Origin of the sequence: Myxosarcina sp. GI1 (genome assembly GCF_000756305.1) — a bacterium.
In the GTDB taxonomy this organism is placed as follows: Bacteria; Cyanobacteriota; Cyanobacteriia; order Cyanobacteriales; family Xenococcaceae; genus Myxosarcina.
Window position 1 is genome coordinate 35,119 of sequence record NZ_JRFE01000022.1, and the last position, 12,432, is coordinate 47,550.

Below are 12,432 nucleotides of genomic sequence, written 5' to 3' on the forward strand. Positions count from 1 at the left end.
AATATGAAGTTCAAACATCAGATGCAAAAAATGTTGCCAAAAACAATAAAAGTCAATCTATTTAGTCTACCTAGTGCGGCTATTGCTATAGGAATTTTGGGATTGCTTAATGCACCAGCAGCAGCAGAAGATTATGTTGGTAATGAAGGTATTAGCTTCGAGCGCGATACGATTGTAGAATTTGAATTTATCGAGTCTCATGGTGCTTACCAATCTACCTTTGGCGCGATCGATTTAGATTCTTGTCAAATGGATGCTTCTGGCGCAATTATGCTTGATTCTTGCGATAAAACTCCGTTGCTAGAAGAAGTTAAGCCTTCTGATAATTATCAATACGAAAATGTTTATCGCAGTTCCGACTATATGACCAATCTAGGAAATGCAGACTCGGCAGATTTTGCAGGAACTCCTGGTAATACCGTTCCCCAGCCTAAAGCAGAATTTTTATTTGAGGCTGGAAAACGATACGCTTTCTATCTCGAATCTCAGTTTGAAGACCGATCTGCTGGTACGGTTTATTCCGTAGATACGATTAACTCTCAAAGCGAAAGACAGGCTTTATTTGAAAACGAAATTATTTCTACTACCGAAGTAGCTACTCGTAGAAATAGCCCTGCTGGTAATAAATTTGAGAAGTTAGTTGATGGCGGCTTACTACTTAACTTTGATGATACTGGTTTGGCTTTAGTAAAAGAAAACAATCGCGATGCTGACTTTGATGATTTTGTGATTGGGGTTGGTGGTAGCTTAGATTGTATTTACCCTCAAACAAAATAAAGTATCTTAGTTAAGGTAATTTTCACTTGTGATGGGTGTTGCGATCGCAACACCCATCTTTATATTTATTCATATATTACAACTTGCCTGTGTTGAAATATCAATTTTTCCTGCAATTGCAACTGTTTCGGGCAACTTTAACTGAGGTACTAATTCGTAAACACGTTCTGGTAATATGCCTCCGTCTGCCTGCATTACTGCTAACAAAGTAGGTGAAAGTTCGGTTAAATCAACATTCTGTTGTACTATTGCTACTCTACCTCTACCTTGAGGAGAGTTTGTTAATTGCCATTTAAAGGTATTAATTGCTTTCCACTGCGCTTCGTTAGAATCTAGATCGTAGTTTTTTACTCCTACCAAATGGGTAACAAACTCAATCGCTTCTCCTGGCTTTAGTCTATAGTCCGAGGGAAAGTCTTCAAACACTAACTCAAACCTACGAGTAATGCGCGGATGTTGATAGTGATGGTATTCCTGACAGCCCTCACATTTTGACATATCCCAATAAAAAGGCAAGTTGTCTGCTGTTTCGTACTGATATCCACCTATTGGTGGGTCGTTGTAGGGTGTAACCATTAAAGAACCGGCATTATTGGCTATACCGTAGGGATCTCGTTCGACGTAACTAACCCAATTAAAGTGATCGTAACCCAATTTCGTTGCCAGTTTGCTTAACTCTATTGGTTGTCCGAGATCGTCTTTTGGGGCAAATTTAGCAGTAATTATCGATTTTACCGTACTAAATTTTAAAGGTTTTTCGTTGAAAAAATAGGTTTTATCGCTGTTTGCCGAGCAGATAAGATCTTTAGAATTAGCTTTGATGGGTATAGCTAATAGACTTACACCGACCAAAGTATTAATAATTAGTTTTTTAAGAGCCATTTCACAATATCAATTATTTATATAAAAATTAATATGTGTATATTACTACGTATTTCTACGTAAGTGGCTCGAACATTATTAAATTAACCGACTCTTTAATAAATTGGCTTTATAGGTCGTTAAATTTATCGATTGTGTATCTTGTAAGCTATTTCATTGTCAATATTATAAAAATGTTTAAATATTTTTGAAAAACAAACAATTTGAAACACGAAAATAGCCTTTAAATTTAATAAATCAGAGAAAATACCGAGTAAAAGTTTGCAGTTTTGGGAATACTTAGATCGGCTTTGCAAACTTTACACTTAAATACTTGGGTGAATATATAAGGTGTTTAAATTATCTAATTTTTGGGCGATTGAAGTAAAAAATTTATTCAAACAAACTTTTCAGGAAAATTTCAAAGAATTAGTGCAGGCTAATGCTAACTTTCGCTTATTAATAGTCACTCAGTTTTATCCCCCTGACTATGCTGCCACAGGGCAACTCATTCAAGAACTATCAACTCAATTAAGTAAAGAAAATATCCAGGTAAGTGTATTTACGGGACAGCCTGGATATGCCTTCAAGCAAAAACAGGCACCAACTTACGAAGAAAATGGGCTATTAAGAATAAAGCGATCGCGAGCCGCACAGTTTTGGTCTAAAAGAGTACGCGGCAAAACTCTTAACGGTATCTTTTTTTGTGTGCGAGCTTTATTGCATTTATTGCGCTCGGCTCGAAAAAACGACATCGTTTTATTAACAACTGCACCACCATTTTTATCCACAGTCGGTTATATTGCTAATTTGTTATTTAAACTCGATTATGTTTGTTTGGTATACGATTTGTATCCAGAAGTGGCGATCGAGTTAGATATAATTTCACCCGAACACCCAATTACTAAACTCTGGCATAAACTAAATAGTTTAGTCTGGCAGAGGAGTAAAAAAATTGTCGTTCTTAGCGACACTATGAAAGAACGCATCGTAGCCAGACATCCACAGGTTGCTGACAAAATATCGATTATTCATAACTGGGCAAATGCTGATTGGATCGTACCTATGGCAAAAAAACACAATTGGTTTGCCCGCCAACATGGTATGGATTGCCAATTTACAGTTTTGTATTCTGGTAACTTAGGGCGATGTCACGATTTAGAAACAATTTTAGGCACTATTAAACTACTCAAAAAAGAATCGGTTCGGTTTGTTTTTATTGGTGCGGGAGCTAAACACGATCTTTGCCGTCAAACTGTAGCAGAACTTAAGTTAAACAACTGCATTTTTCTACCCTATCAAGATCGTAAAAACTTACCATATTCTCTAACTGCTTGTGATTTGGCACTAGTTAGTATCGCTCCCGGTTTAGAAGGAGTAGTAGCTCCAAGCAAACTATATGGAATTATGGCCGCAGGAAGAGCGATCGCTGCAATTTGCGAACCTCACTCTTATTTAAGAAACTTGATTTCTGATGCCAATTGTGGTGCTTGCTTTGATAATAATAGCAGCGAGAGTTTGGCTGAATTTATCTTGACTTTATCTAACAATCCTAGAAAAGCAATTGAATTAGGAGATGCTGGACGTAAATACATGGAGCAGTATTTTACTCCTAGGATTATCGCCAAACAATACAGTGAAGTTCTAGCTCCTACCAGCCAATCTGCTTTTGTTACCGAGTTAAGTCCTAACAATTTTTAGCAAAGATAGAGTTTCATTTAATGAAATTACTATTATATATATACCTTGCCATTGATTTGTTGAAAAGCCAGGTGGCGAATTCATTGTGCCACCTAGTACATTTCCTTTTGGGCGTTAAGGGGTTTTGAAGTCACTATTACCTTATCTTCTGCGCCACCATAAGATTACTCCGATAACTAGTCCCAATAAAGGCATAATTATTAAAGCCATCCAGCTAATAAGACCTGCTTGCAGAGGTGTCAGATTGATGCGTCGATTAGTCTGTTCTCTGGGACGCACTGCCAAAACAGTTTCGTTTTCTCCTATCAGCCAGTCAACCGAATTGAGAAAAATATCGCCGTTTAGCTGTTGCTCGAACCAGCCGTTAGTAGCAAAAGTAGAACTGCCAAAAACAACTAGGCGAGAAGATTGGGGTTGCTGTTTGCTACTGGCGATTGCGACGTTTAAAGGACCTCGAAGATCGCTTTCGGGATCGAAGGTAATTTCTCCTGCTAGATCGCTTTCGCCCCAAGTGTTATCGCCGCTAACTATCAAAGGAGTAGTATCGATCGCTTCACGCTCTTGAATCTCTAAAGGAAGTGATTCGGGAAAAATAGAAATGCCGTTACCAAAACTATTTGTAATTGGATGATTGCCGTAACTATTAATTATTAGTACCGCAGGTCCCAAACCCAAAACGTTACCCGCACCAGAACCATCGATAATCAGACGGTCGTCAATTTCTATACCCCAGTTGTTTAATAGCGAACCAAAGCCAGTTTCGGTATCGGGTGATAGCATCAGCAATAAATTACCACCATTGTCGATATATTGCTGGAGTGCCTCTACTTCGCCAGCGAGTAAAGTTCTAGTCGCACCTGCTATAACAACGACATCGGCATTATCTGGAATACTGCCGCTAGCAGCTAGATTAAAAGTTTCGACAGTATAACCTTTATTTTCTAGGCTACCAACTGCCTGTGATAATCCTCCCTGAGCCGCTTCTAAGGAAGATTCTCCGTGTCCCTGAAGAAAATAAATCGTATAGTTGCGATCGCGCTTTATGTTGGCGATCGCGTTAGTTAATTGGGTTTCGGTAAGATTTTCACCCAAGGCAGTTGATTGCAAGGTTATTTGCTGGCGTTTGTCGTTATATTCGAGATAAATTTCTCCTGGTGAAGTAACGCCAAACTCTCGCGCTACGGCAATTTCAATGTCTGGATCGACAAACTCGTACTGAAAGTTCGAGCTATAGCGACGATAGTTTTCTAGCAGGTTTTCTAATTCGGGGTTGGGGTTACGCTCGAATACCCAGACTTTTAGCGGCTGCTCTATATTTTTGGCGATCGCCTGAGATTGGGTTGACAGAGTAAAAATTTGATTTTCAGTTAAATCCCATCTAGCTGCATGTCGAACCCCCAAAAAATTGATTAAACCTAGAATAACTAATACCGACACAGTAGTAATTAAAGCGTTAGTTCCTACCTGAGTCGATCTTTTACTCCAAATACCTCGATTTTTACTGGCGATCGCCAAACTAATAACAATTAAAATCACTCCCGCAGCCAATAGTAAAATTGGGATTAAACTCCATTCGCCTACACCGCCTGCAACTAAACCTGCAACCCCTAAAGCCAAACCAAGTAAGAATAAAATTTTTGTTATCATCGACTTCAATCGAATAGAAAAACTACCAACTAAATTGTTTTTTTGATTGAGAAATGTAATTTGTCTTTCTTAGAGCCTAGTGCCTAATTATTGACGATTAAAGCGTAATATTTCAATCGATTGAGCGGATAAAAATACACCTAAAACTACATAACTAAACAACAAAATAATATCGTTAGTATTAATGACTCCCTGAATTAAATTGTTGTAGCTTTCTAACAACGAAATTTCTTTTAAAGCTTCACCGAACCAGCCCTGGAAATTATTAGCTAGCGAATCAACAATCCAAAGTAACAAAATTATGGCAAAAGTCATTACTGCTGCCAGAATAGTGCTATCTGTCAGCGACGAAATAAACATTCCCAAAGACAAAATTGCTGCTGCAAACAAAATAAGACCGAAGTGCGCCAAAAGCGGAACGGCAACCGGAAAAGCAGGATCGGCAGCACTAAAAGCGATCGCTTCGTATAATAACAAAGGTAAAATTGCTACGCTAAAAAAGATAACCACACCGACCAGCTTACCCAAAGCAACTACCCAATTAGTTATGGGAGATGTCGCGAGTAATTCTAAAGTTCCGCGCTTTCTTTCTTCTGAATATAAACCCATAGAAAGAATTGGCAAAACAAACAAACAGAGAGAACCTAGAATCGAAAAAAATGAGTTAAGAAATACATATGCCACATCAATATCATCGGTAGGAATACCGCTCTGTTCGCTTATAGCTACCTGTTGAATTATTCCTTGCGCTCCTAATAGTATTTCGACAAAAAACAATCCCGAAATTAGCCAGAAAATCGCCAAAATAACATAATATAAAGGCGAAGCAAAATAACTCTGTAATTCTTTTTGGGCGATCGCAAGTATATTGGCAATAATCATTTAATTTGCTTCTTCTGTAGTTAGCTGTAAGAATACATCCTCCAAACTCGGACGAATGCGCCGCATTTCGTGCAAACTCAATCCTTTAGTAATAATCGCTGCCGCCAAGTCTTTTCCTGGTTCGCAATTAGGTTTACAGAGAACTTCGATCGCTTCTCGTCTTGTCGGTGTCTGACGAGGGATGACTTTTACTTCGGCAACCCCAGGAATGTTTTGCAGTTCCTGAAGCAGTAAAGCAATTTCTCCTTCTACCTCTAATTCATAACCAGAATTACTGTTTAGCTGTTTCATTAACTCGCCAGGAGTATTAGTAGTAACGACTTTCCCCTTGTTAATGATGGTGACGCGATCGCAAGTAGCACTGACCTCTGGCAAAATATGAGAAGAAAGAATAACTGTATGTTCTCCTGCCAAACTCTTAATTAAATTGCGTACTTCAATAATCTGTCGCGGATCGAGTCCTATAGTTGGTTCGTCGAGAATAATCACTGGTGGTTCGTGAACTATAGCCCCTGCAATACCTACTCGCTGACGATAGCCTTTGGATAGTTGGCGAATAGTAGTTTTAGTTTTATCTACCAGTTGACAGCGATCTAGTGCTGCTTTAACTTGTTTGATGCGGTTGCGTCTGGCAACTCCTTTAAGCTTGGCGACAAAATGTAAATAACCTCCAACGCTCATATCAGGATACAAAGGGGGATTTTCTGGTAAGTAACCAATACGGCGACGTACCTCCAGCGAGTGGTGATGAACGTCATAACCAGCAACTTTAGCTGTGCCTGTAGTTGCGGGCAGATATCCAGCTAGAATTCGCATTGTGGTAGTTTTACCCGCACCATTAGGTCCTAGAAAACCAATGATTTCTCCCGATTGTACAGAAAAATGAACGTCCTCAATAGCAGTGTTTGAACCATAAACCTTGCTAAGATGTTCGACTTCAATCGTGCCTGAAGACATAGTTTGAATACGTAAACTTTATTTAGTTAGTTTAATTGAATCGACGTTTTGTAGTTTATCCTTTGGGATCGGTCATTGACATCTCAACCTGCAAATTTTATTTTTTCTTTAAATAAACGGTTTAATTAGCTTATGAGCGATCGCTAAATCTATAACCCAACGAGCGAAGGCAAAACTAATCAAGCTTTGTACGATTATCAGCACCAGCGACCAAACTTCAATGTTCGTTAACTGTCCTTCTGCCAGTGCCAAACCTCTAACTAAGCCAAAAGCTAGCACGGCACCGTCTTGAAGATGAGAGTTGCGATCGTTACGAACGATGTAGCGATAAGTTACGCCAAACAAAAAACCGCTAAAGGTAGCGATCGTTATTTTGAGGAGCGATTCTGGCTCTAATATTTGGCTCTCAGCTATTAACAGTATTTCTAATAAAACTATAGTCGTTTCGGCGATCGCCAAAGAGCTAGCCCCTACAGTTCCCGCTTTTAGCGATTCTATTCTTTCTGTTACTAAATTTGGCACGATTGCCCCTGCAAAATACCACTAGGAAGTATCATAGTAAGATATAGTCGGCAAATTAACTGCATATTTTACAAAATAAATACTGATATGGATATTTTGACATTAGGTTGGGTTGGCATGCTCGCTTTATTTACTTGGTCTTTAGCAATGGTAGTATGGGCGCGTAACGGATTCTAAAATGGAAACGGATTATTTACTAAACATCCTGTTTATAGCTGCTGTGGTGCTATTAGGCATCGTCAGTTTGGGAATTGTTTATCTCTCTGCTGCTCAATGGCGCGATCGCCGTCGCCGCAAGCGTGACGAGCGCGGCTTTTAAAGATAATACTCAGTTAGATAGTCTTAAAACCCAACTAAATTTATCGACAAAGTAATAGGAATATTCTTTAGAATGTTCCTATTATTTTTTGTAAAATTGGCTCTACTAATATTTATAATTCAGACATATTAATGCTAAATTAACTAATTAAAAATGAGCAAAACCTTAATTAAATTTTCTTCAGAAGATTGTGGCACTTGTCATAAAATGTCTTTTTACGATCGCAAAATTGCCAGCGAGTTAGATTTAGAATTTATTGATGTCAAAATGCAGGACACGACTACTTATCGCAAGTATCGTCAAATTTTAATGGCGCGATATCCTAACAAAGAAGGCATTGGCTGGCCTACATATATTATCTGCGAATCACCTGAAGGCAATTTTAACATCATTGGAGAAGTAAAAGGTGGTCATCCCAAAGGGCAATTTCGCAGACGCTTACAGGCGATATTAAATAAATAAAAACAAAATAAATGGCGGTTTAATTATAGGCGACTTACTCTCGTCTTTTTTATTGGGCGATCGCACTTTTAATTAACTACTAACTAAGTCTAAAAATTTAAAAAAGCCTGAAAAATAAAAATAATTAAGACAATATTCTATTGGATCGATATAGAACTCAGTTTCTTAGATGGTAGTAATAACTTTGTAATTAACGGTATAGAAACAGGCGATCGCGCTGATTACTCCGCGAGCAGTCCAGGAGATGTTAAATAGATACCTCGAAGCGGTTAAAGTTCGGTAAATAAAAAACCGCCTCACAGGGCGGTTCAAATAAGCAATCGGAGGGAGACTTTAGATTACAAAACATTGACTAGTTTGTTTGTAACAAAATTAACCAAAGGCTTTTATAACGGTTCTTAAATAAATGAGGTATGAATTTGAACTTATAACAAACTTACCAAATATCTCTTGCCTGTTGCCTATTGTTTGTATCTATCAAACTCATCTGGTATAAGCTTTAATCGGTTCGCGCACGAAGCGAATATAAAAGTGCTTGAAGGTCGATCGCATCACGCGAGGCAAACCAAAGTCAATAGGCATTATCGCATCGGGCAACTTCCAGTTTGTTACCTGTAGTTCCTGGGGTTTACAGTAAGGAAATTCAATCTCAGCTAAATCTTCACACAACCCCAATCTAAACTGCGCGGCTAGAGTTGGTACTAATTGCGGTTCGACGTTGAGAATGTCGATAAAGGCACGATCTAAAGCAAAAACATCGGTAGATGCGCCAAGAATGCCTAAATTTCTCGGTTCGCCACCGCTAGGACCATTACCCTCATGTCCGATAATACCGTCAATAATAGTTAAATCGGGGGCGATCGCTCTCGCCGTTTCTACCAGCATTTCACCAAAGCGATCGGCATCTTTACCTGCTTCCATGTGCCACCAGGCTTTCATTTTTCCAGGAACGCAGCCAAAGAGATTTTTAACCCCCATAGTCATCGTAAGCTGCATATGGGATTTGACTTTAGGTAAATTAATTACCACGTCTGCATCCATTGCTTCTTTAGAAAGTCGCAGATGATTGAAGTTTTCGCTTTCCGTCTGGTAACGTTTGCCTTTAAATTCCACAATTGGCAGATCTAATTCCTGACACAAGGGTAAGTAACCATTGGCTTTAGCTACACCTTTGGCACTACCAAAAGCGGGACTGTCACCTAAAAATGGTTTACCCCCTGCATCCTTTACCAGTTGAGCGATACAGTAAACTAACTCTGGACGAGTTATACATTCTTTAGTGGGACGACTACCTGTAAGTAAATTGGGCTTTAGTAAGACACGATCGCCTTTACTAACTATCGCTTTTATTCCCCCCAAGGGTGCGAGTAAATATTCCAAGTGCGATCGCAGTTTGGTTAAGTCGTAAGAACTGGCGCGGATTAGACTGACTTTATACATTATGTTGAGTTTTATCTTACTATGAGTTCATTTTTAACAATTTTATTTACAAAAAAGAAGAGCGACGACGGGACAAGAACCAGCGTTGAAACAGTTTCTCTAATTCTATCCAAACAAACATCAGCATACTAAAACCGAAGCATATAGCTAATTCTGTAGAACTAAGCAAGTGAGTATCAAAGAAGTTACGCAGAGGTTCGACATAAATAAGCAGTAGTTGTAAAACAGTAGTAAGTATTACCGCACCCAATACATAGAGGTTAGAAAAAGGATTCATTTCGATAGTAAGTCTAGTATCAGAACGAACTGCTATAGCGTGTCCCATTTGAGCCAGACATAGGGTAGTAAACACCATTGTTTTCCAACGATCTGGGTCGCCATCGAGACTATCGTATCTATAAGACCAAACCATTAGCGAAATCGATAATAAGGCAAAAATAATTCCAATTCTCAGCATATATAAACCCAAGCCGCGAGCGAAAATACTTTCTCTAGGACTGTAGGGAGGACGGCGCATCACGTTGGGTTCGGCTGGTTCCATTGCCAAAGCTAAAGCGGGTAAACCATCTGTTACCAAGTTCATCCACAAAATTTGCAATGGAGACAGAGGCACTCCACCCAAACCGAGTAATGGTGCTGCGGCGATAGTTAACACCTCACCGATGTTGCTACCGAGGATATATTTAATAAACCGACGAATATTATCGTAAACTACTCTGCCTTCTTCGGTAGCAGCCACGATGGTAGCAAAATTATCATCCAGTAAAATCATATCGCTGGCTTCTTTACTGACATCGGTTCCCGTAATTCCCATAGCCACTCCAATATCGGCTTGTTTGAGAGCGGGAGCATCATTAACGCCATCTCCTGTCATGGCTACAAACTCACCACGCTTTTGTAAGGCTTTAACGATGCGTAGCTTGTGTTCTGGTGCCACGCGGGCATAGATATTTACTTCTTCAACTACTCGTTCTAGTTCTTCCGTAGACATTGCTTCTAGTTTCCGTCCCGTAAGAGAGCTTTCGTTATTGTTGGCAATCTCTAAGCGAGCGGCGATCGCTATAGCGGTAAGGGGATGATCGCCAGTAATCATTACGGTACGAATTCCTGCCTGTTTGCAGCGTCTAACGGCTTCTTTGACTTCGGTACGGGGTGCATCGAGCATTCCCACCAAGCCCAACCAAATTAAATTGTTTTCGGCTTCAGCTTCTGTACCTGCGGGGGGAACTTCGGCAAGGGGCTTATAAGCAAAACCCAATACTCTCAAGCCATTACTTGCCAATTTGTTATTAATTTCAAGAATTTGCTGTCTTTGAGGTTCGGCGATCGCTTCTGGAGTATCTTTGTTTTCCCAGCGATTGCATCTTGCCAAAATTATTTCAGGAGAGCCTTTGGCAAACATCAGGTAGGGCAGTTCATTTTCGTTAGGATTAGCCACAATTACCGACATTCGTTTGCGTTCGGAGGAAAAGGGAAACTCTCCCAAACGGGGCATTTTGGAATCTAAATTTTCTTTGAAAATATCTGCCTTACCAGCAAGTGCGAGTAAGGCTCCTTCTGTCGGATCGCCCAAAATCGAATACTCAATATTATTTTTGGTACGATCTTTGGTTTGCTTTAGTAGAGCATCGTTACAGCAGACACAAGCCTGAAACAATTTGTTGACTTCTGGCTTTCTTTTAATGCTGTTGCTTTCTCGACAGTCAAATGTTCCTGATGGTTCGTAACCTTCACCCGTAACGCTAAAGTTATAAGAACCCGTATATACTTGCTGCACTACCATTTTGTTTTGGGTTAAAGTTCCTGTTTTATCAGAACAGATAGTAGTTACCGAACCGAGGGTTTCTACTGCAGGGAGTTTGCGTATTAGTGCCTGACGGCGGATCATCTTTTGAGTGCCAATTGCCAAAGTAACGGTAACTACAGCAGGCAGTCCTTCGGGCACGACTGCTACAGCCATACTCAAAGATATTTCTAACAGTTCGTCAAAAAACTGCCATCCCGCTCGCAACACCCCACCAATAACTACTAGAGCTACTAAAGCCATCGAACCACTAACTAAGACATTGCCTAGTTGAGTCATTCTTTGCTGCAAGGGTGTCGGTTCGCTTTCTACGCTTTGAATCATGGCAGCGATACGACCGATTTCGGTTTCCATACCCGTGCGCGTAACGATTGCTGTGGCTCTCCCCCGAATCACTTCCGTTCCCTGAAACACTAAGTTGATGCGATCGCCTAGAGCAATATCTTCGGCTAAAATAGCACTAGCATCTTTATCAACCGCAGTAGCTTCACCCGTGAGGGTAGATTCGGCAATTTGTAAATTTCGCGCTTCTAATAAGCGTCCATCGGCAGCAATTTGTACTCCTGCTTCTAACAACATGATGTCTCCTGGTACTAGTTCTCTAGCATCGACTTCCTGAGTGTTGCCGTTGCGAATTACTCGTACTTGGGGAGAAGAAAGACGCTTGAGTGCGGCTAAAGCTTGTTCTGCCCGACTTTCCTGGAGATAGCCCAAAATTCCGTTTAAAATAACGATGGCAGAGATCGCCACGGCATCTTTAGGAAAGTTGCCCTGACGTAGATCTAAAATTGCCGATACTATCGCTACCGCAATTAGCATCAGCAACATGATGTTGGTAAACTGATCCCACAAAATGCTTAAGGCACTGCGTCCGCCAGTTTCTTTTAGTTCATTTACGCCAAAGTAGTGCTGTCTGCTTTTTACTTCATCGCTATTCAAACCTCTCTTGCGATCGCTTTGTAGTAATTCGATAGCTCGTTCGCTATCGGTTGCTTGCCAAGGTTCGCTAGTTTGAAGTATTGTTTTTGACTTAGAAGTAGTAGGAAAATTCATAAATTTA

At 40.0% G+C, this 12,432-nt stretch carries 12 protein-coding genes; 5 read left to right on the forward strand and 7 right to left on the reverse strand.

From position 1 onward, the window contains the following. Positions 1-3: 3 nt before the first annotated feature. Positions 4-777 (forward strand): hypothetical protein, encoded by a 774-nt coding sequence (locus KV40_RS15565; protein ID WP_036483339.1) that lies wholly within the window; start codon positions 4-6, stop codon positions 775-777. 69 nt (positions 778-846) lie between these two features. Here KV40_RS15565 and KV40_RS15570 read toward each other — a convergent pair whose 3' ends face one another. Beyond that, positions 847-1,659 carry a hypothetical protein gene (locus KV40_RS15570; protein WP_052055676.1) on the reverse strand — a complete coding sequence of 271 codons (813 nt, stop codon included), beginning with the start codon at positions 1,657-1,659 and terminating at the stop codon, positions 847-849. A 330-nt stretch (positions 1,660-1,989) separates the two neighbouring features. Here KV40_RS15570 and KV40_RS15575 point away from each other — a divergent pair, with 330 nt between their 5' ends. Beyond that, positions 1,990-3,339, forward strand: a complete 1,350-nt coding sequence (locus KV40_RS15575; RefSeq protein ID WP_172657295.1) for a glycosyltransferase family 4 protein — start codon at positions 1,990-1,992, stop codon at positions 3,337-3,339. A 141-nt stretch (positions 3,340-3,480) separates the two neighbouring features. Here the strand turns inward: KV40_RS15575 and KV40_RS15580 are convergent, their stop codons facing one another. The 4 genes from KV40_RS15580 to KV40_RS15595 all read right to left on the reverse strand — a co-directional run bounded on the left by KV40_RS15580 (position 3,481) and on the right by KV40_RS15595 (position 7,347). Next, positions 3,481-4,986, reverse strand: coding sequence for a Gldg family protein (locus KV40_RS15580; protein ID WP_036483342.1), 1,506 nt, complete (start codon positions 4,984-4,986; stop codon positions 3,481-3,483). 87 nt (positions 4,987-5,073) lie between these two features. Beyond that, on the reverse strand, positions 5,074-5,868 hold the full coding sequence (locus tag KV40_RS15585) for an ABC transporter permease (protein ID WP_036483345.1): 795 nt from the start codon (positions 5,866-5,868) through the stop codon (positions 5,074-5,076). Then, entirely contained in the window at positions 5,869-6,825 is a 957-nt protein-coding gene (locus tag KV40_RS15590) for an ATP-binding cassette domain-containing protein (RefSeq protein ID WP_036483348.1), read from the reverse strand. A 108-nt stretch (positions 6,826-6,933) separates the two neighbouring features. Continuing rightward, on the reverse strand, positions 6,934-7,347 hold the full coding sequence (locus tag KV40_RS15595; protein ID WP_036483351.1) for a hypothetical protein: 414 nt from the start codon (positions 7,345-7,347) through the stop codon (positions 6,934-6,936). Between the two features lie 87 nt (positions 7,348-7,434). Here KV40_RS15595 and petN point away from each other — a divergent pair, with 87 nt between their 5' ends. The 3 genes from petN to KV40_RS15600 all read left to right on the forward strand — a co-directional run bounded on the left by petN (position 7,435) and on the right by KV40_RS15600 (position 8,128). After that, entirely contained in the window at positions 7,435-7,524 is a 90-nt protein-coding gene (petN, locus tag KV40_RS33435; protein ID WP_072013831.1) for a cytochrome b6-f complex subunit PetN, read from the forward strand. A gap of 1 nt (position 7,525) precedes the next feature. Beyond that, positions 7,526-7,666 carry a hypothetical protein gene (locus KV40_RS35765; protein ID WP_172657296.1) on the forward strand — a complete coding sequence of 47 codons (141 nt, stop codon included), beginning with the start codon at positions 7,526-7,528 and terminating at the stop codon, positions 7,664-7,666. 153 nt (positions 7,667-7,819) lie between these two features. Then, complete coding sequence (locus tag KV40_RS15600; protein WP_036483354.1) at positions 7,820-8,128, forward strand: hypothetical protein; 309 nt, start codon at positions 7,820-7,822, stop codon at positions 8,126-8,128. A 483-nt stretch (positions 8,129-8,611) separates the two neighbouring features. Here the strand turns inward: KV40_RS15600 and KV40_RS15605 are convergent, their stop codons facing one another. Continuing rightward, positions 8,612-9,568: a DUF362 domain-containing protein gene (locus tag KV40_RS15605; RefSeq protein WP_036483357.1), complete on the reverse strand. Its 957-nt coding sequence runs from the start codon at positions 9,566-9,568 to the stop codon at positions 8,612-8,614. Between the two features lie 46 nt (positions 9,569-9,614). Continuing rightward, entirely contained in the window at positions 9,615-12,425 is a 2,811-nt protein-coding gene (locus KV40_RS15610) for a cation-translocating P-type ATPase (protein WP_036483360.1), read from the reverse strand. Positions 12,426-12,432 lie beyond the last annotated feature (7 nt).